The sequence below is a fragment of the Dechloromonas denitrificans genome, from assembly GCF_020510665.1.
GTDB lineage: Bacteria > Pseudomonadota > Gammaproteobacteria > Burkholderiales > Rhodocyclaceae > Azonexus > Azonexus denitrificans_B.
The window spans coordinates 131,322-151,133 of sequence record NZ_CP075187.1 but is presented as its reverse complement, the minus strand read 5'-3'; the positions used below and the strand labels follow the sequence as shown (position 1 = coordinate 151,133).

Annotated in this window: 19 protein-coding genes and 1 riboswitch; of the genes, 3 read left to right on the top strand and 16 right to left on the bottom strand. The window is 61.6% G+C overall.

Annotation, left to right across the window (positions count from 1 at the left end; translation table 11 throughout):
* Positions 1 to 8: 8 nt before the first annotated feature.
* From KI614_RS00715 to cobT, 15 genes are all read right to left on the bottom strand, one after another.
* Entirely contained in the window at positions 9 to 1,070 is a 1,062-nt protein-coding gene (locus KI614_RS00715) for a glycosyltransferase family 9 protein (RefSeq protein ID WP_226407207.1), read from the bottom strand.
* Entirely contained in the window at positions 1,063 to 2,394 is a 1,332-nt protein-coding gene (locus KI614_RS00710; protein WP_226407206.1) for an O-antigen ligase family protein, read from the bottom strand. The genes KI614_RS00715 and KI614_RS00710 overlap by 8 nt, the downstream gene beginning before the upstream one ends.
* Positions 2,391 to 3,149 (bottom strand): hypothetical protein, encoded by a 759-nt coding sequence (locus KI614_RS00705; protein ID WP_226407205.1) that lies wholly within the window; start codon positions 3,147 to 3,149, stop codon positions 2,391 to 2,393. Before KI614_RS00705 ends, KI614_RS00710 begins: the two co-directional genes overlap by 4 nt.
* On the bottom strand, positions 3,146 to 4,273 hold the full coding sequence (locus tag KI614_RS00700; protein ID WP_226407203.1) for a glycosyltransferase family 9 protein: 1,128 nt from the start codon (positions 4,271 to 4,273) through the stop codon (positions 3,146 to 3,148). The genes KI614_RS00705 and KI614_RS00700 overlap by 4 nt, the downstream gene beginning before the upstream one ends.
* Positions 4,270 to 5,466: a glycosyltransferase family 4 protein gene (locus KI614_RS00695; RefSeq protein ID WP_226407201.1), complete on the bottom strand. Its 1,197-nt coding sequence runs from the start codon at positions 5,464 to 5,466 to the stop codon at positions 4,270 to 4,272. The genes KI614_RS00700 and KI614_RS00695 overlap by 4 nt, the downstream gene beginning before the upstream one ends.
* Complete coding sequence (locus tag KI614_RS00690; RefSeq protein WP_226407199.1) at positions 5,463 to 6,611, bottom strand: glycosyltransferase family 9 protein; 1,149 nt, start codon at positions 6,609 to 6,611, stop codon at positions 5,463 to 5,465. Before KI614_RS00690 ends, KI614_RS00695 begins: the two co-directional genes overlap by 4 nt.
* Positions 6,611 to 7,441 carry a polysaccharide deacetylase family protein gene (locus tag KI614_RS00685; protein WP_226407197.1) on the bottom strand — a complete coding sequence of 277 codons (831 nt, stop codon included), beginning with the start codon at positions 7,439 to 7,441 and terminating at the stop codon, positions 6,611 to 6,613. The genes KI614_RS00690 and KI614_RS00685 overlap by 1 nt, the downstream gene beginning before the upstream one ends.
* The gene (locus KI614_RS00680; protein ID WP_226407195.1) at positions 7,438 to 8,523 is read right to left on the bottom strand and encodes a glycosyltransferase; all 1,086 of its coding nucleotides are present in this window, start codon (positions 8,521 to 8,523) and stop codon (positions 7,438 to 7,440) included. Before KI614_RS00680 ends, KI614_RS00685 begins: the two co-directional genes overlap by 4 nt.
* Positions 8,523 to 10,280, bottom strand: a complete 1,758-nt coding sequence (msbA, locus tag KI614_RS00675) for a lipid A export permease/ATP-binding protein MsbA (protein ID WP_226407193.1) — start codon at positions 10,278 to 10,280, stop codon at positions 8,523 to 8,525. The genes KI614_RS00680 and msbA overlap by 1 nt, the downstream gene beginning before the upstream one ends.
* 33 nt (positions 10,281 to 10,313) lie before the next feature.
* A complete protein-coding gene (locus KI614_RS00670) occupies positions 10,314 to 11,474 on the bottom strand; it encodes a glycosyltransferase family 4 protein (RefSeq protein ID WP_226407191.1) in 1,161 nt (386 codons plus the stop codon).
* Positions 11,471 to 12,568, bottom strand: a complete 1,098-nt coding sequence (gene rfaQ / locus KI614_RS00665; RefSeq protein ID WP_226407189.1) for a putative lipopolysaccharide heptosyltransferase III — start codon at positions 12,566 to 12,568, stop codon at positions 11,471 to 11,473. Before rfaQ ends, KI614_RS00670 begins: the two co-directional genes overlap by 4 nt.
* 9 nt (positions 12,569 to 12,577) lie before the next feature.
* Positions 12,578 to 13,090 carry an alpha-ribazole phosphatase family protein gene (cobC, locus tag KI614_RS00660; protein WP_226407187.1) on the bottom strand — a complete coding sequence of 171 codons (513 nt, stop codon included), beginning with the start codon at positions 13,088 to 13,090 and terminating at the stop codon, positions 12,578 to 12,580.
* Positions 13,091 to 13,113: 23 nt separating this feature from the next.
* Positions 13,114 to 13,506: a bacteriohemerythrin gene (locus tag KI614_RS00655; protein WP_226407185.1), complete on the bottom strand. Its 393-nt coding sequence runs from the start codon at positions 13,504 to 13,506 to the stop codon at positions 13,114 to 13,116.
* 129 nt (positions 13,507 to 13,635) lie between these two features.
* A complete protein-coding gene (locus KI614_RS00650; RefSeq protein ID WP_226407183.1) occupies positions 13,636 to 14,397 on the bottom strand; it encodes an adenosylcobinamide-GDP ribazoletransferase in 762 nt (253 codons plus the stop codon).
* A 6-nt stretch (positions 14,398 to 14,403) separates the two neighbouring features.
* Positions 14,404 to 15,453 carry a nicotinate-nucleotide--dimethylbenzimidazole phosphoribosyltransferase gene (gene cobT / locus KI614_RS00645; protein ID WP_226407182.1) on the bottom strand — a complete coding sequence of 350 codons (1,050 nt, stop codon included), beginning with the start codon at positions 15,451 to 15,453 and terminating at the stop codon, positions 14,404 to 14,406.
* 82 nt (positions 15,454 to 15,535) lie between these two features.
* Positions 15,536 to 15,714, bottom strand: a riboswitch (cobalamin riboswitch).
* Positions 15,715 to 15,755: 41 nt separating this feature from the next.
* On the opposite strand from cobT, the gene cobU reads away from it, so the two are divergent.
* The 3 genes from cobU to KI614_RS00630 are packed head-to-tail and all read left to right on the top strand — an operon-like array spanning position 15,756 to position 18,298.
* Positions 15,756 to 16,301, top strand: a complete 546-nt coding sequence (gene cobU, locus KI614_RS00640; RefSeq protein WP_226407180.1) for a bifunctional adenosylcobinamide kinase/adenosylcobinamide-phosphate guanylyltransferase — start codon at positions 15,756 to 15,758, stop codon at positions 16,299 to 16,301.
* Positions 16,302 to 16,336: 35 nt separating this feature from the next.
* Positions 16,337 to 16,945 (top strand): ATP-binding protein, encoded by a 609-nt coding sequence (locus KI614_RS00635; protein WP_226407179.1) that lies wholly within the window; start codon positions 16,337 to 16,339, stop codon positions 16,943 to 16,945.
* Positions 16,946 to 18,298, top strand: a complete 1,353-nt coding sequence (locus KI614_RS00630) for a response regulator (protein ID WP_226407177.1) — start codon at positions 16,946 to 16,948, stop codon at positions 18,296 to 18,298.
* A 22-nt stretch (positions 18,299 to 18,320) separates the two neighbouring features.
* Here KI614_RS00630 and KI614_RS00625 read toward each other — a convergent pair whose 3' ends face one another.
* Positions 18,321 to 19,784, bottom strand: a complete 1,464-nt coding sequence (locus KI614_RS00625; protein ID WP_226407175.1) for a cobyric acid synthase — start codon at positions 19,782 to 19,784, stop codon at positions 18,321 to 18,323.
* Positions 19,785 to 19,812 lie beyond the last annotated feature (28 nt).

The following is a 19,812-nucleotide window of genomic DNA, read 5'->3' as shown; positions in this document are numbered from 1 at the left end:
ATTTCTTTCTATTTATGAGTGGCGACGGCCGGCAGCAGTCGCTCAAAAGCCATCAGCGCCTCGTCCGGCGTAATCGTCCGCACATCGCGTGACTCGTTTTGCAGCAGTTGGTAAGGCACACCCCAGGGATGCCAGCGGGCGGCCGGTGAGTTGCCGAAGAAGCAGACTAGCGGCTTGCCCAGGCCGGCAGCGACATGCATCCCGCCGCCATCGGAGAGAACCGCGGCATCGCACAGGGACAAGCCGGCAATCAGTTCGGAAAGATGCGCTGTATGTACGGGTGCCACCGGCAAATCAGCCAACGCAGCCAACAGTTTGGCCGCCTTGCCGTCATCACCGGGGTGAAAGGGATTGTTTTCGTCACCCGGCGACCAGAAAACCAGAAACCGTGCTGCATGCCGGGCATGCAGCTGACGCGCCAACTCGACAAAATGTTCGACCGGCCAGCGCTGTTTTTCCTTGCGCGCGCTGATATGCAGGGCCAGCAGCGGCCCGCTCCCCTGGCGCACCGTCTCCGGCAACTGCTCGCGCAGATGGTTGGCGAGCCGGGGATCGGGTACCACGGTCAACCCGGGAATTTCACCCGAAATGCCGAGCGGCGCGAGCAAGCGGAACATGTCCTGCGTTTCATGCAGTTGCGCACCATCGGCATGCGAAATGGCCTGATCGATCGATCGGGAAGAGGCCTGTTCGGTGACGAAACCGACGATATGCCTGGGCGCCAGCATCCGGGCCAGTTTCAACGCCCGTACGGCAAACCCGCTGGTCGCCAGCACGACGTAATCGAACCTCATCCGGCGCAGTTGCCAGAGCAGTTTGACGCGTCGGAAATACGCCTGCCAGACCGACTCACCGGCTGCATGCTTGCCTTTGGTATAGGCAAAGATGGCATCGAGGTGGGGATTGCCCTCGATTGCCGGTGCGTTATAGCTATTGACCAGGGCGGCAATGTAAGCCTGCGGGTATTGCCGGCGAATGGCTTCGAACAAGGGCGTCGTGCAAATCAGATCGCCGATGTTGTCGCGCCGGATGACGAGAATCTTCATCGTCGCCTTCGGCCCTTCATTCATTCACTTTTCCTTTTGGGTCATTGTCTGACAGGACAGGCAACAGGGTACCAAGCAGCAGGAAGAACATCACCAGCATGTGATCGCGGTTGATGCTGTCGAGCAACATGCGACCGAGAAAGCCGGCTGTCACGAAAAACAGGATCAGGCCGCGCGGGTCGCGTTGATCCCGATAGCGTCGCCAGCCTGTCCGCAAACAGATCCCGATGAATGCCAGCCAGAGAATCAATCCCGGAATCCCGGCGGCGATGGTCAGATCGACAATACCGCTATGCGCATGACCAAGCGGGGTGTCGGCATGTTGCCTGAGGGCATGACCGAAAGCATTTCGCCCATAACCGACCCCGAGCGGATTTTCCATGGCCAGACGCAAACCGGCATGCATCCATGCGATGCGAACATAGGCTGAAGGATCGATCGGCTCGCCATTCTGCAACACCGGATACTCGTGCTTTGTTCGATCCAGCCAGGCCTTGCTGGCATCAATATCCCAGCCAACCGCGGCAGTTTCAGCCAGCTTTTGCCAGCGCGCATCGGCGCGGTAGCTGATCCAGCCGATCGCCCCGACCAGTCCAATGCAAATCAGTATGCCGGCCGTCACCCGGCGCGAACACAAACAGCGGCGCTCGCGCCAGAAAACCACCAAAGACAGGGAAACAAGCATCAAGACACTGCCGATGATCCCGTTGCGCGCACCAAATGCGAGGTTGGAAACAATGACCAGCACAACACCGGTCAACAAGAGCCAGATCGGCAAATGACTAACGGCACGTCGGTACAAAGCAAGAAAAACAAGCTCGACCGCCAGAAAAGCCAGCAACAGATTGTTGGCATAACTGATTTCGAGCTTCCCGGCGGTCCACCGGGTTGCCGCCTGAGGAAATTCGCCTTGTGACAGAAAATCAGGGAAGCACGCCAGCAGGGCAAAAATAGTTTGGGCCAGTAGTGCGAGAACCGAAAAAGCGACCAGCTTGCTCTCGCTGCGAATGGTGCAGGCCAGCACGATACCCCCCACAAAAGCCAGGACGGCCGGCCACCATTGGCTTTTGATTTCACGCCAGGCCCAGGCTGTTTCGGGGGAAATGAAGAATGCCTGGATCAACAACCAGGCAGACAGCGCACCAAGTGCCAGCAGCGGAGCGCTCGCCGAGCGGGCAGCCACAGGCCACTGGTCGCGGTAGCGCAGCGCCAGAGCAAGCAGCAGCACAGCAAGCAGCGAATGACGTAAGGCGATCGTTCCCGGCACCGGCAGAACAAACAGCAAGAGCCCGAAAACCAACAGGAGCAGACCTTCACGGCGCAGGGAAAGCACTTGCCGGGCAGTCATCGCGCACCATCCTGGGCAGGCTCATCAAGCACGCGCCTGAATTCTTCAACCCACAAAGGTGCCGTCATTGCCTGAGACTGGTGATGATCGAGTTTTTCATGAACCAGGAACTCATCGCGCACGACACCTTTTTCGGTATCGATCGTCTGGTTGCTGATATCCATGTAGGACAGGCCGCGCTGCCCGGCCAACTGCCGGACAGCTTGGTTGAAAGCCAGGACCAGTTCGCTCCGCTCACGCTGGGTAGCCCGGACACTGCGCCGCAATTCATAGTATTGCAGATCGATTTCATCGTCCTTGATGGTTGGCAGGATGGTGCCGGCCAACATGAAGCGACGTTGTGGATAGTGTTCTCCGGCCCAGTCGAGCAAGCGCACGATGCCCTGCATGGCGCGCGGAATTTGCTCGAAAACCGATTCATTCCGTTGCTTGGCGCGATTCCACAGCGCAAAACTGCAATCGACTTCACCCAGCATGAGCACCACGACATCGTAATCAGCGAAGCGCCGCAGGGATTGCTGATATTTGGCAAAAGCGGCCGTGACAGAATGGTCGTTGTTCAGGCCGCCCGCCGTTGCCCCGCCGACGATTTCGCAGTTGAGCAGATGCGGGGTCAGCAAGTCGTGATCGAAGACATATTCGAACACGCCTGCGTGCGAATCGCCCAGGATCAATATCCGGTGGCCGCCAAGCAATGAACAACGCAGGCGGCGATAAATTTTCAGCAGGGATTTTTTGTATTTATGCCAGCTCATGACACCGGTCGCCGCAGGGTTTTGACAACGGCCGCTATGATAGCGGCAAGCGGTGCATTGACGATACAGGCCCGGCTACCCAGACGGCAGCGATACGGCGCATCAAAGGCGTGCGAACAAGGAGCGCAGGCTTCCTTGCTCGAAATGACGATGGCGCGAGCACCAATCGGACGTTGATCGTCGGCATCGGCCGGGCCCATGAAATCGATCACCGGCACGCCCAGGGCATCGGCCATGTAAGTCGCCCCCGAATCGACCCCGACAAAGCAATCCAGCCCGGCCAACAGAGCCGGAAGTTCGGCCAGACTCCATTGTCCGGTCGTATCGATGATCCGGCCGGCCGGCAATGCCGCAGTCAATTCAGCGGCAATCGGCTGGTCGACCGCAGTACCGATCAAAATCAGGCTGGCTGACGTCTGCTCGACGATCCCCCGTGCCAATTCCAGCAGCTGGGCTGCCTCAAGGGCCTTCATCCGGTTGCCAGCCCCCAGCCCCAGACCGACCAGAGGCGGCTGAAACCCGGAAAACAGCGCCTGGCGACGTAACTCGCCATTGGCTGGAACGGCCACGCGATTTGGCAGCGCAAGCAAAGGAGCATCCACGCCCAGCCCGACACCGGACAATGCCCGCACAGCCGTTTCCCGAAACAGGGAGCCGGGTCGATGAGTCTCGCCGTGCGTCAGGAATGGCCAGGCCAGACGAGCGCTTCCCTGGCGACGGTCGGCCAGCACCGCAACCCGATGCAGTACGCCGGCCCAGAAGGGGACCAGCAGGTTGGTCAGGTTAGGACTGAGCACCAGCACCGCATCGTAGCCTTCGCCCAGCACCCCCAACAGCCAGCGCTTGCCGGCCCAACCTTTGTAGCCGCCAGGCGGCAGGGTAACAATTCGATCGATGCTGTCCAACCCTTCGGCCAGCGGCAGATTGACCGGGTGCAGCAAGGCGACGATTTCCGCCTGCGGCAGACGGCTGCGCAAAGCACTGAAAACCGGCGTCGTGGCGACAAAATCACCAATCTTGGCGGTCTGGATGACCAGCACGCGCCGGATTTCATTTTTGCTCCGTCGCGAAGCACGCCACCACAGCCAGGGGGCAGCCAGCCAGGTCAGCAGCAGGTAAATCACCGGATCGCCTCGGTCAACACGCGGGTAACACCGGCCACATAGGCTTCGATCGAAAAGTGTTCGACAACACGTTGATACCCGGCCTGCCCCATCCGTTCGCGCAGGGCCGGATCGGACAGCAAGCGACGCAAGGCCGCGGTGAGCGCGGGTATGTCACCGTAGCCATAAAGCAGCCCGGTTTGTTCATTGACCACCAGTTCGCGAGTCCCGGTGACATCGGAACCGACGACAGGCTTGCCCGAAAGCATCGCTTCGAGCACGACGCGCGGCAGTCCTTCCTTGCTCGAACACAGCACACAAACATCCATGCGTTGCACCCAGGCCAGCGGCAAGGATTGGAAGCCGACAAACCTGACCTGCCCGGCAACCTGCCGCTCGGCGGCCAAAGCTTGCAGCGCTTCCTGCTGTGGCCCTTCACCCAGAATCAGGCAGGTCACATCCAGCCCCTCGGCCTTCAACTGGGCCACGGCTTCAATCAGATGCGGAATACTCTTCAGCGGGGTCAATCGACCCACCGTTCCGATCACCAGCCCGTTCCACGACGAATCCGGCTCGATCGGTGCGGGCATCGGCCGGCGATGATCGATTGCGTTGTGAACCACCGTAATATGCTTGCGTTCAACACCACAAGCCGCCATCACATCCGCCGAACCGTGCGAAACGCAAATGACACGGCTGACCAGGCGATTGACCACCTCGGCCTCTTCAATCAGCAATTCCGGCTGCACCCGGCAGTGCTGAACAATCGGCAAGCCGATCGGCCCCGCCGCCAGGTAACCTTCAAGATTGGTGGACGGCTGGTTATTCATGTAGAGCAGGTCGAAGCCCCCCTCCAGCAAGATTTTTTGCAAGGCCGCACCGCGCGGCACCATGCGCCAGCGCCGGTCGATCGCCCGTACACTGCGCTTTTTCAGCCGGGCCGACCAGGAAAACAAGCCCCGCACCAGTTCTTTGCCCAACTTGGCCCACAAAGGCTGCTGGCGAGTGGGCAGGATGATCAACGGAATGCCGATATCCGCCAATTCCTCGGACAACAGTCGTCCTTCGCCACCCTTGCGGTAATCCTTGTAGAAACAGCAAGTCACGGCGAATTGCTCGCGGTCGAGACGTTTGAGCAGTTCGATCATGCTGTTAGTCCCGCCGCCCCATTCGTTGCCGGTATCAAGCAGAAGGATTTTTTTCGGATTTGTCATGCGGATTTTCGGCTCAAAATCGTGTCGACCGCAGCAATCACCTCATCGACCGAGATGTTGTCCATGCACAGCGGTTCGGCGTAAGGACAGTTCTTGGACTGACAGGGATCGCAAGTACGCCACTTGCGGATCACCAGATGCTTTTCTGGATCGTAGCCCGGACCGGAGCGGGCCGGATCGGACACGGCAAACAAGGCCACGACAGGCGTATCGACCGTCACCGCCAGATGCATCGGGCCGGTATCGCCGGTCACCAGCAGGCTGGCCCGTTTAAGCAAGGCCGGCAAGGCGATCAGCGGCAACTGTCCGGCCGAGGCCCAGGCACGTATACCGCCGACCAAGGGTGCGGCCGCCGCGATGCCGGCCGCCACTTCCTGGCACAGCGCCGCTTCGGCCGGCGAACCGGTCACGACAAAGCGCAACTCAGGATATTTCTGGCTCAGCGCCACCGCTGCGGCAATAAAACGCGAGCGCGGCCAGCGCCGGCTCATCGTCGATGCACCGGGCTGCAAGGCCACGATGGTCGCCGCCTGCCAGCCACGTTCGGCCAAGGCATCAGCCAGGGCGAGATCACCGGCCGGCGACAGCGGCACCGTCATGCGCGGGGAAAAATCGCCTTGCGCACCGGCCAGCCGGGCAACAGCCAGCCGTTGTTCAATGCCATGCCCCAGATCATCCCAGCCAACGACCGGTTCGCGGTTGCTGAGCAGGAAATTCCAGCGGTTATTGTTCGGCAGCTTGAAGATGTAACGCGCCCCCGACAAATAAGCCAGCGGCGTCGCCTGCGGTTCGTTGCCGTGGAAAATGGCCGCCAGATCGTAGTCCTTGAGCAGCCTTGCCAGCCGACCAAAACCACGCCATTTGCCATCGTAGGGAATCAGTTCATCGACCTCGTCCAGCCCGGCAAACAGGGTCTGCAAGGCTGGATGCACGAGTAGTGTGATGTGGGCTTGCGGATAGGTCTGGCGCAGGGCACGCAAGCCCGGCGTGGACAGCAGCGTATCACCCAGCGCCGTGCACGAAATGGCCAGGATGCGCTTGATCGCCGGCGTCGCCAGTTCGTCCGCCGAACGTGGCCGGCGATCCAGGGCACGTTTGAGACGCAGCCAGCGATAGAGCAGCGGTTCGCGCAGACGCAGGCGCATCAGTGCCTCTTCTTGTCCGACTTGAGGCCGAGATACAGGGCCGAGAGCAACGAATTGCCGTAGATCGTCATGCGTCGGCCAAACCAGCCAGCCGGCTTGTCCTTGGCGACAAGCCGGGGAATCCGGGCCGGGTCGACGTCACGCCGGGCGACACCGTGTTCGGTGGTGTACAGGTGCGAAAAACCGGCGGCCCGGGCAATCCGCTGGTAGGTGGCATCGTAATAGCCTTGCGGCCAGCACAAGTGCGGGCTGGCCTCCCCCAAACGCGCCGCCAGGGTTTCACGTGAAACGGCAAGATCCGCGGCCAGCGCGGCATCGCGTTCGGCCTGATCGGCGATCTTGCGATCCCAGCGGGTGTGGCTGTGGGTATGCGAGTGAAATTCGACCGTACCGGCCGCGCGCATGGCCTCGACTTCGGACCAGCGCAGGAAAGCCGTATCGAGCTTGCCCTCGGCTGCCGCAGCCATCGCCTGCTTGTGGGTCGGCACATCGGGAATGTCGGATTGACCCGCGTGCGGACGTTGCGGCCCATCGCCGACCCAGCCGGTGATCAGAAAAATCGTCGCCTGCTGACCAAACTCCTGCAACACCGGATGGGCATAAACCCAGTTGTCGAGATAGCCGTCGTCAAACGTCACCAGCACGCTTTTCTTCGGCACCTGGCCGCTCGCCACGGCGTCGGCAAATGCCGCGGTCGACAGCGTCGTCCAGCCATTTTTCGCCAGCCACTGCATCTGCGCCCGGAAATTTTCCGGCGAGCAGGTCACCAGTCCGGGCTTCGGACTGATGTGGTGATACATCAGCACCGGCAGCGGCTGGCTGAAGCTCATCGGGCGTCCAGCAGGCGCTGGTATAGCGCTTCCATGCCTGCGGCCATTTTCTCGCGCGAGAACTGGCGACGGACGAATTCGCTGGCTGTCCGGCTCATCTCGGCGCGGCGATCAGGATCGGCAAGCAAGCTGATGATCGCCTCACCCAGCGCCTTGCCGTCATGCGGCGGCACGAGCAGGCCGGTCGAACCGTCCTGGACAATTTCGGGCACACCATCGATATTCGTGCCAATCGCCGGCACACCGAGCGCCGCGGCTTCGATGAAGGCCGTACCCAGCGCCTCCTGATGCGTCGGCAGAACGAAGAGGTCGAGCGATTCGAGCACATTGGTTACATCGCGGCGCAGACCGAGCAGATGCACACGGCCATCCAGCCCTTCGGCGGCAATGCGCGCCTTCAAATTATCAGTTTGCGGACCATCGCCGGCAAAGACGAAATGCGCATCGGGAAAGCGGGCGAGCACGGCGGGCGCCGCATCGAGAATCTCGGCATGCCCCTTCTTGGCGCGCAGGATGGCCACGGTGCCAACAAGCAAGGTCTCGGGCGGCAAGCCCAGCTCGGCCTTCAAGGTACCGCCTGCGGTCGACGGCTGGTAACGGCCGAAATCAACGCCGGTGGCGATGGTGCACACCTTGTTTTGTGGCACGCCGGCACTGACCAGGTAACGCTCGACAAAGCGGCTGACGGTGACCACCTGGTCGGGCAGGATACTGTAGGTAAATTTCGAGGTAATGGGCAGCGCCAGATGCCGCGTACGCACAATGCGCGGGCGTTGGCCCAGCGTTCGTGCCGCCATGCCGGCCAGCTGGGTATCGCGACCGCTGTGCGTATTGACCACGTCGGCACCGAACTCACAGATCACCCGGCGCAGCTTGATGATCGCCGGCAAATCGATCGCGCCACGCATGTCGACCGTGAAAGTGGCGAAACCCGCCTCCTTCGCCCGGTCCAGAATGCGTGCGCCGGGCCGGCCGACCACCGCCAGTTCGTGGCCGCGCTCGCGCATCGTGACCAGTTCGTTCATCGTGCGGTTTTCCTGACCGCCCCAACCCTTCGACGACTCGGTATGGAGAATGCGCATCAGACGGCGCTCTCTTCCGCTTTCTGCATCCGGTACAGGCGGGCATACAGGCCGTCGTGAGCCAGCAGTTCGGCGTGCGAACCCTCTTCCTGCTTGTGGCCGTGGGCCAGCGCAACGATGCGGTCGGCTCGCTCGACGGTAGAAAGACGATGGGCAATGACCAGCGTGCTGCGCCCCCGCATCAACTCATCAAGGGCCGCCTGGACATGGCGCTCGGACTCGGTATCGAGCGCCGACGTCGCCTCATCGAGAATCAGGATCGGCGCATCTTTCAGGATGGCGCGGGCAATGGCCAGACGCTGGCGCTGGCCGCCGGAAAGCTTGACGCCGTTTTCGCCGATCATCGTCTCCAGCCCCTCGGGCAGCGCGTCGATGAACTCCAGCGCATGCGCCGCCTTGGCCGCGGCGCGGATTTCCTCGACCGTCGCGTCGTGCTTGCCGCCATAAGCGATATTGGCACCGAGCGTGTCATTGAACAGCACGACATCCTGGCTGACCAGCGCGATGTTGTCGCGCAGGCTGTCGAGCTTGATGTCCTGGATGGCATGACCATCAACGCGGATTTCGCCGGCATCGATCTGGTAAAACCGTGGCAACAGGTTGGCTGCTGTCGTCTTGCCGCTGCCGGACGGTCCGACCAGCGCAATGCACTCGCCCGGTCTGACCGTCAAGGAAACATTGTCGAGCGCCGGACGCTCGGCGCCGGGATAGGTAAAACTGACCTTGTCGAACTCGACCAAGCCTTTTGCCCGGCCCAGATCGGTCTGTCCCTTATCTTCTTCGGCCTCTTCGTCGATCAGCGAAAAGACGCTTTCAGCCGCAGCCAGACCGCGCTGGATCGGCGCATTGACGTCGGTGATCCGGCGCAGCGGCGGCAGGATCATCAGCATCGCGGTAATGAAGGAAACGAAACTGCCGACCGTCGTCTGGTCGCCGGAAGCCTGCTTGAGCGCGACGCCCATGATGATTGCCACGCCGGATGCAGCGAAGAACTGGACGATCGGACTTTGTGCGGCAACCGCCATGGTCGCCCGCATGGCCAGCCGGCGCTGCTCACGGACCGATTTGTAGAAGCGGGCTTCCTCGTAGGTCTGGCCGCCAAAAATCTTGACCACCTTGTGACCTTCGATGGTTTCCTGCAGCACCTGGGTAATCTTGCCCATCGATTCCTGCTGGCCCTTGGCTACGCTGCGCAGACGCTTGCTGAAAAAACGCACGACAAAGGCAATGAACGGCACGACGGACAGGGTGATCAGCGTCAGTTGCCAGTTCAGGTAGAGCAACCAGGCCATCAGGCCGACGATGGCCAGCGAATCCTTGATCAGCGAAGTCAGCGCATTGGTCGCCGCTCCGGCCACGCCAGCCACGTCATAGGCAATGCGCGACATCAGGCGACCCGAGAGATTGTCGCTGTAATACTTGGTCGGCAGGCGGACCATGCGGGCAAACATCGCCTGGCGCAGCTCGGTGATGACATTGTTCGACACCCAGCTCATGGCGTATTCGCCAATGAAGCCGAAGACGGCGCGGGCCAGGAAAATGCCCATGATCGCCGCCGGGAAAAGCAACCAGTCCCACTCGCCAGCCGCGGCCGAAAAGCCGTCGTCGAGCAGTTTCTTCATCATCGCCGGAAAAACCGGCTCGGCCAGGGCCGACAAACCCATCGCTACCAGTGCGGCGGCAAACGCCTTCCAGTAGGGGCGGACATAGGTCAACAGCCGGAGGTAAAGCTGACGACTGGTCATGTCACTGGCCATGCAAATCCCTGATGCGAAAAGTAGAACCCGTGATTATACCTGCCCGACCGGAGCGGGACTGAGCGAACGGTAAAGGGCGAGCAGCCGGTCGGCCATCGCCGGCAGGGTCAGCGCCTCGACACTGGCCCGGGCCGCCGCACGCGCCGTCTGGTTACCGGCCAATACGCACAGGTCGTCGAGCCGGGCAGACAGTTCGGCCCGATCAACGGCATCGACCACCCAGCCATTCACCCCGGCCTGTACCCATTCCTGAGCACCACAGGTCGTCGAGGTGACAATCGGCAAGCCGCAAGCCAGCGCCTCAAGCGCTGCATTCGGACAAGGGTCGTACAGCGTCGGCAGGACAAAACCGTCCGCCGCGCCGTACCACGGGCGCACATCCTTGAGCGGGCCGGTGAAATGAACGCGATCGCCCAAACCGAGCGAGCCGGCCAGCGCCCGCATGGTCTTGAGCTTGCGGTCGGCGCCAACCACCACCAGATGCGCCGTCGCATGCCGGGCCGCAGCAAAAGCGCGCAACAACTGCGGCACGCCCTTGCGTTCAAAACCGCTGCCGACAAAAAGCAGCACCGGCACATCCTGCGGAATCCCGGCTGCGGCGCGGGTTGCACTACGGAATTCGTCAGCCAGCCCGGGATAAAACACCGCCGTATCGACGCCGTTGTAGATTACTGCGAGCTTGCTGCGGTCGACACCGTAAAAACGTCTGATTTCATCGGCCACCATCTGCGAATTGCAGATCACGCGGCACAAGGCCGGATGTTCGAACATCGCCCGTTCCGTCACGCAAACATAACGGTGATAGGGCGAGAAACGCTGCATCAGACGCTGCAATGGCCCAAGAATGCGCGCCCGATGAACCAGCCATGCGGCATGCACGCCATCGCCGGCCCGAAAGATCATGCAACCGGGAATGCGCTCGTGCGACTGGGTGATGTCGAATGCCCCCACCGCCATCTCGCGCTGTGCCGCTGCTGCAAAACTGCGGTCGCGCGCCGCCCGTCCACCCAGCAAGCGGGAATACGCCGGATCGCAGGTCACCTGACGAAACCCTTCACGCGGCGCACCATCCCAACTGCGCGTAATCAGCGTGACTTCCGCCCCTTCGGCCGCCAGCGCCGCCAAGGCCCGCTCGACAAAGCGCTCGGCCCCGCCAAACGGGTTGTACCGCTGGCGAACGATGGCGATCTTCACAGCGCGAGCAACTCGTGAGCCGCCGCCAGTACTTCATCCACCCCCAGGCTGACCAGGCAATCGCTGAGCTTGCCGCCGCCACAACCGTCGATACCGCAAGGCCGGCAGGGATGCTGGGTACTGCTGACAACGCGGAAGGGAATGCCCCACGGCCCCCACTGCTTGTCACCGGAAGGACCGAACAGCGCGACGGTTGGTGTGCCTACGGCCGCAGCGATATGCATCGGCGCCGAGTCGACGCCGATAAACAGCTTTGCCGACTGGGTCAACGCCGCCAGTTCCTTGAGCGAAAGCACGCCGGACAGGCTGAAAGCCGGCTTTTCCAGCGCGGCCTGGATCGCATCGAGCATGGCCTGTTCATCCTTGCTTGGCGCTGCCGTCAGCACCACCGCATGACCTTCGGCCTGCAGGCGGCTGATCAGCGCAACCATGCGCTCAACCGGCCAGCATTTGAAAAACCAGCGCGAGGCCGGGTGAATGTGGATGAAATCACCGCCATTCAGGCCGAATCCCTGCAAATGCGCCGCCACACTGGCTTCGGCCGTCGGCCCCGGAACCAGGCACATGCGCCGTTCTTCAGGCGTCGGCTGAATGCCGATCCGGCGCAGCGCGTCGAGATTGGCCTCGACCATGTGCCGGAAAGCATTGCGCGGCGCAGTCTGGAGATGCGTAAAGCTCTGCTTCCAGCGCTTGCTCCGGCCACCGACCGACGGCCCGACCGACCAGCGCGGCTTGAGCAGGCGGCACAGCCAGGCCCCACGCCAATGTTCGGTCAGGTGGATGACCAGGTCGTAACCACGGGACTTGAGCGCGTTGTAGAGCGCCAGTTCAGCCTTGCTCTGGCCGACGATACCGAGTTTCTTCCATTTGCGGTCGATGGTGTGAACCTGCGCAATTGCCGGATGCAAAGTCACCATCTCGGCCGTGTCGGCATAAACCAGCGCATCGATCTCGACTTGCGGCGCATGCGCCTTGAGCACCGAAAACACTGGCGAACTGACCAGCACATCGCCGTGATGGCGCAGCTTGATGACCAGCACCCGGCGAACTTCGCCGAGCGGCACGGCATCGCCCAGAGGATTGAATATTTGCATCCCGGTATTTTACCGGGCTAGCTCGACCGTCGTCAGCGATCCGTAGTCAAAAACCAGTTCGCTCCAGCGTTCCGGCGACAAATTCCGCCAATGTGCCAGCAACACCCGGATCACCCCGGCGTGCGTGACAAGCACCGCTTCCGGCACGTCCAGCCCGGCCACGAAATCGAGTGCCCGTTGCTGCAGCATGAACGGCGACTCGCCGCCAGGCGGCACGAAATGCGCGACATCGCTCGCCCAGGCGTCGATCTGCTGACGCGGAATGGCATCCCACGGTCGACCTTCCCAATCGCCAAAATTGATTTCCGCCAGACGGGCATCAAGCCGGGGCGAAGGATGCAGGGCCTCGGCCAGATGCCGGCAACGCTGCAAGGGACTGCTCCACACAGGCAAGCCGGACGGCAGGCGAGGACGCAAGGCGCACGCGGCGGCCTCGACATTTTCGGCTGCCAGATCGAGTTGACCGTAGCAAATACCGGCCTCGACCCGTGGCCGCGGATGACGAACAAGGTGAAGAATCATCCAGGCGCCACAAATTTCACGCGTCAGGCGTAGCGAATCGGCCGCGCGCGGAGGCGAACAAATTCGGCCAGTTTGCGATCCTCGACCAGCAAGTGATGTTCGTAACCCTGGACGATGAAGTCGACCAGCATGCTGACGGCGCGCTGCTCGCCAAGAATGGTCAGTTCGAAAATATGCGTCAGCTGCTCGACCGTTTCATTATGCAAACGGCGATGCTCCTCGGCGCCGGGATACGCAATATCGGTCATATAGCGTTCTTCCTCAACAAAATGAGCGCCTACATAGCGCATGAATTTGTCGAGAAAACCGGAGATGAATTCCGAATGAACGTCGGCATCGGCGTGCGCCATCATTTCATTGAAGAAACCGATGAACAGCTTGTGGTCATAATCCAGACGCGGCTGCCCGACGCTCATGGCAGGGTCCCACACTACCGCATCGTAATTTTTATGCATGCCAAACCCGCCCTCTAACTTTTCGTCACATTGTCGCACAACAGCAAAGCCGAACGACATAAGCCGATTGCATGAAACGTTACCGACGGCTCAGACCGGCAACAATGCCAGCACGCCAAGATAGAACGCAATTTCACTCAACTGCTGGGTGGCGCCGAGACAGTCGCCGGTATAACCGCCCAGCCAGCGCATGAAAAGCCGTGACAGCCAAGCCGTCATCAGTGCAGCGAGCAAACACCCGGCCACCGCCTTGACCGGCGGCAGCCCGGCCAAAGGCAGCAAGGCAAACCCCGCGGCCATCAGCCAGGCCGGCCAGGAAAGACGATTGGCCAGCGGCCTGGCCTTGGAAAGCGCATCGTCGCGGACATAATCCATGCACGCCAGCAAGGACGTTGCGCAAAAGCGTGAAACGGCATGCCCGGCGAGCAGCACCCAAGGCAGCAGGGCTTCGTCCAGCGCGACCAGCAAGGTGAACTTGCCGGACAAGGCCAGGACCAGCGCTACCACGCCATAACTTCCGACCCGCGAATCCTTCATGATTTCAAGAATGCGCTGCTTTTCCCAACCGCCGCCCAGGCCATCGGCCGTATCGGACAGGCCATCTTCGTGAAAAGCCCCGGTCGCATAAATCGTCGCCGCCATCGATAGCAGGACAGCCACCGGCTTGGGCCAGAGCCAGGCCGCCCCGAGATAAACCAGCGCCCCGATACCGCCGACCAGCAGGCCGACGGCAGGGAAATAGCGCGCGGCTGAATTCAGTGCCTCGGCCGAATGCCCAACCCAGCCGGGTACCGGCAGCCGGGTGAAAAAACGGATAGCCCCGAAAAAATATTCCAGCTCACGCTTCAACATCGGGGCTTATTCCTGCTCGGACACGCCGGCCGACTCGAAACTGGCCATTTCATTGAGGAAAGCCAGCGCCGCACGGACCAGCGGATAAGCCAGCGCCGCTCCGGTACCTTCGCCGAGCCGCAAGCCGAGATCAAGCAGAGGCTCGGCCTGCATTGCGCGCAGTTGGGCCTGATGCCCTGGCTCGGCCGAGCGATGGCAGAAAATGCAGTAATCGGTCAATGCCGGGAAAAGCTTTGCTGCGGTCAACGCGGCCGAACTGACAATAAAGCCGTCGATCAGCAACACCATTTTGGCTTCCGCCGCCGCCAGCATGGCGCCAACCATCATGGCGATCTCGAAACCCCCGAATTCGGCCAGCACGGCGAGCGCTTCATCGCTGCCTCCGGTGGCCCGGTAACGACTCAACGCCTTATCCAGCAAAGCCTGTTTACGAACCAGGCCGGCATCGTCCAGCCCGGTGCCGCGGCCAACCGCCTCGGCCAGCGAAACCCCGGTCAGACAATGTGTAATCAGCGACGCCGATGCCGTGTTGCCGATCCCCATTTCGCCGAAGCCAACAACATTGCAACCGCCCGCCGCCAGACCGCGCACGATCTCGGCGCCGCTGGCAATCGCCACTTCGCATTGCGCCAGGGTCATTGCCGGCTCATCGATGTAGCTGGCCGTTCCAGCGGCGACCTTGGCGTCGATCAGACCCGGACGACGACCGAATTCATGGGCCACCCCCGCGTCGACCACGGAAAGCGCCATACCGTTCTGGCGGGAGAAAACATTGATCGCCGCACCGCCGGCCAGGAAATTTTCCACCATCTGCCAGGTCACTTCCTGCGGGAAAGCTGACACACCGGCCTTGGCCGCACCATGGTCGCCGGCAAAAACCAGCATCTGCGGCTGCGTGAGCTGCGGCGTCAGGCTGTGCTGGATCAGCCCGATTTTCCTGGCAAGCGTTTCAAGCTGGCCAAGCGCGCCAAGCGGCTTGGTTTTCTGGTCGATTTTGTGTTGCAGCGTAACGGCCAGCCCCTGGTCGGGGCGAGTGATATTGAATTTTGAATGCATCCGATTCTTTCTGTTCGAAAAAGCAAAAGGGCCTCGCGGCAACGTTTGCAAAAACGTCGCCACGAAGCCCTGTCCACAGGCTTCCGGCCCAAACTGACTCGATACGTCTTCTGGCTCTCGGATCAGCCGTTTGCCGCACCTTCCCGCCGGGTCTGTTTCCCCATAGGCAGTGGTTTGTCGCGACATCCGTCCCCGATTACAGCGGCGGGCCCGCCACGGAATTGCACCGTGTTCCGTTACATCGAATCGGGCCGAATTATCCGGCTTGCGGCGACCCGGCGCAATCACCTAAAGTGCCGACCATGAAAGAACTCATTCTTGGTGGTGCCCGTTCGGGCAAAAGCGTTCACGCTGAAAAACGGGCAGCCGAATCCGGCCTCAAGGTCGTCTACCTGGCCACGGCCGAACCCCGCGACGGCGAAATGTCGCGCCGCATCGCCCATCACCGCGCCCGCCGCCCGGCCGAATGGGGCTGTGCCGAAGAAACTCTTCACCTGGCGCAACGTTTGCGCGAACTGGCCGCGCCGGACACCTGCATCCTGGTCGACTGCCTGACCCTATGGCTTTCCAACCTGCTTTTTGCCGGCCTGGCCGGCACCCAGGCCGAAGCCGGCCAGGCCATCGACTGTCCGCTGTTCGACGGCGAGACGGCCGGCCTGATCGAATGCCTGCCGGGCCTGCCCGGACGCATCATCCTCGTCTCCAACGAAGTCGGCTGGGGCATCGTGCCGATGCATCCGGTTTCCCGACTGTTCGCCGATGAACAGGGACGCCTCAACCAACGCGTCGCCGCTGTTTGCGACCGCGTCACACTGGTTGCAGCCGGACTGCCACTATCACTGAAGTAGGGTTATTCTTCGTACTTTAATGCGGCGGAGGAACCATGCAGCGCTTGCTCGACATTCTGGCCTCCGGCATCCATGACACCAAGAATCAGCTGTTCGTCGCCGAAGCGCTGATTGCCGCGCGCGAAGCCGAACACCGCATCGATCTCGGCGAGGCACGCTACGCCATTGAAGCGGCCGCCGAGCGCCTGTCGCGCACGCTCGCCAGCTATCGGCTGCTCCGCCACGGCGCCCAACTGGCCATCGTACCAACCATCATTGGCGATCTTTGTGCCGAAGTCGGGCTGGCCCAGAAAGCCCACCTTGCCGCCAACGGCATCACCCTGAGCATCGATTGCCAGGCACCAGATGCCTGGCCGCTGGACCGTGACCTGATGACCGACATGCTCGGCAACGCAGTCCAAAATGCCGGCCGCTTTGCCCGCAGCCAAGTGCGCCTGACCGCCAGCGAATGCAGCGATGGCCTGCATTTGTTGGTCGAAGACGACGGCCCCGGCTTTGCCAATTTTCCACCTTCCAGCGGGACCGGGCTGCTGCTGGCCGAACGGCTGGCCCGGCTGCACTGCCGGCAGGAGCGGCATGGCAGCTTGCGCCTGAGCAACGACAGCCGGCTGGGCGGCGCTCGTTTTGAGTTGTTCATTCCGTAGATGAGCGATTACAGCAAAAAGCGTTTTCTCGTCATTGACGACCAGCCGCTGGCCCGCGACGCGCTGCGCAGCATCGCCCAGACGGTCGGTGCCTTCGCCGTCGAATTCGCCTCGAATTACCAGGATGCGATCTACCGCATTCGCAACAACGTACCGGACATCATCCTCTGCGACTACATCCTCGGCGACGGTCGCTCCGGCCAGCAATTGCTCGAAGAATTGCGCCGCTTCAACCTGCTGCCGGACGAAACCATCTTCATGATGGTGACCGGCGAACAATCCTACGAACAGGTGGTTTCTGCGGTTGAGCTGGTGCCCGACGACTACATCATCAAACCTTTTTCGCCCGACAAACTGCTCTTGCGGCTCAATCGGATTGTTCAGAAAAAGGATTTTTTCGCCGCTTATTACCGGGAAAAACGCCAGCAGGAATACCAAAAAGCACTGGCTATCCTGGCTGCGCAGCGCGATAGCGAAGCTGGCCGTCCCTACCGTTTCGAAATTCTTCGCCAGCAAGCCGAAGTGCTGCTCGCCACCGGCGATTCAAGCTCGGCCGAAACGGCTTATCGCCGGATTCTGGAAAATTACGATTTCCCCTGGGCCAGAGCCGGCGTGGCACGCTCGCTGCACCAGCAGAACCGGCTGACCGAAGCGCGCGAGGAAATTGATCGCGTTGTCGCCGGCACGCCACACTTCTTTGATGCCTCGGACATCAAGGCCAGCATCTGCATGGCCCAGGGCGAACACGAAGAAGCCCAGAAGGTGCTCGATGAAGTGGCCAAAAAAACCCCGCGCAACTATGTCCGCAAGCGCCTGCTGGCCGAAGCGGCAACGCTCAATGGCGACAGCGAGGCGGCTCGGGCGGCGATGGCCGATGTCATTGCCAACGACACCATGCCCGGCGCCGTTTCAGCCGACGACCAACTGACCCTGGCCCGCAGCTATGTCGATGCCGGCGACCTGATTACCGCCGAAAAAGTGCTGGTCGGCATTCGCGAATCGGAATTGCAGAACCTGAGCCTCAACGAACAGGGCAGCTACGCTTCACTGCTCGCGCTGGCCTCGCCGGATCGCGGCAAGAAACGCTTTGCCGGTCTTCGCCCGGCTTTGCTCGCCACCGAACTCAGCGCCACAGTGCGACTCGATGTGATGCGTGCCGCACTCTCGGTCGGCGATCGTGAGCTGGCCGACCGCCATACCGAAGAACTAATGAGCAGTCCGGATGCCAAAAAGGTGTTCGGCAGCATCCGCAAACATTACGCACTGCACGGCCGGGAAATGGATTTCCGCGAGATCCAGCGCCAGGTCGCGCTCAAGCGGATTCATCACGAAGAGCCCAAGCCGGCCGGCTGAGGCAAAGTCCGGCCAACGTGTCTTAAAGCGGCAGGAAAGTCGCCATTTTTTGCCAGTCGAGCGCCGCTTCCACTGAATCGGCCAAGCGGTCGAGATCGGCTTCGCGCCGGGCGGCAAAATCGACCTGCCCGCTTTCCTGCAAGCCGGCCCAGGCAAGTAGCGCGGTCAACGCCTCGGGATGATCGAAAACGCCGTGGCAATACGTCGCAAAGACCTGGTTGTCGGCTGAAACCGCCCCATCCGTCCGGCCATCGGCCAGTTGCACCGCGACCTGAGCCAGAGCATCGCCGCGCGTCACGCCCAGGTGAATTTCGTAGCCGGTCATGGCCGGATTGCCCGGCAACGCAAGATGGCCGCTGACATTGCGCAACTGTTTCTCGGTTTCCAGCGTCGTTTCCAGATCGAGCGCCGCCAGCCCCGGCGTGCTGCCCGGCTGGCCTTCCAGCCCGAGCGGATCGTGAATCATCCGGCCGAGCATCTGGTAGCCGCCGCACAGGCCGACGACCTTGCCGCCGTAACGCAGGTGTTTCTGGATCGCCGCCGCCCAACCCTGCTGGCGCAGCCAGTCGATGTCGGCACGCACCGCCTTGGAGCCGGGCAGGACGATCAAATCGGCGGCCGGCGGCGTTTCGCCCGGGCCGATCCATTGGAAATCGACTTCCGGGTGCAGGCGCAGCGGATCGAGATCGTTGTGATTCGAAACACGCGGATAAGCTGGCGCGATCACTTTCAAACGGGCCGCTTTTTTACCGTCGACCGCAGCGGTGGCAATCGCATCTTCCGCGTCGAGCATCAGGCCGTGCAAGTAGGGTAATACGCCGAGCACCGGCTTGCCGGTACGCTCTTCAAGCCAGGTCAGGCCGGATTCCAGCAGCGAAATATCGCCGCGAAAACGGTTGATCACGAAACCCTTGACCCGGTTCTGTTCGGACGGCGAGAGCAGTTCCAAGGTCCCGACCAGATGGGCGAAGACGCCGCCACGATCGATGTCGGCGACGATGATCACCGGGCAATCGACCGCTTCGGCAAAGCCCATGTTGGCAATGTCGCGCGCCCGCAGGTTGATTTCGGCCGGCGATCCGGCGCCTTCGACCATCACCGCGTCGTATTGCGCGGTCAACCGCCCCCAGGAGGCCAAAACGGCCTGCATCGCCCGTGGCTTGTATTCCTGGTAGTCGCGCGCATTGAGGTCCATCGCGACTTTGCCGTGAATGATCACCTGCGACTTCTTGTCGGTCGTCGGCTTGAGCAGCACCGGGTTGAAATCAGTATGCGGCAACAGGCCGCAAGCCAGCGCCTGCAGCGCCTGGGCCCGACCGATTTCGCCACCGTCGACGGTGACGGCCGAATTGAGCGCCATGTTCTGCGGCTTGAACGGCGCGACATTGATCCCGCGACGCTTGAGAATCCGGCATAAAGCCGCGACCAGCGTGGATTTACCGGCATCCGACGTGGTCCCCTGGACCATCAGTGAAAAGCAGGACATAGCGACCAAATGTGAAAAAAGTCCGTAA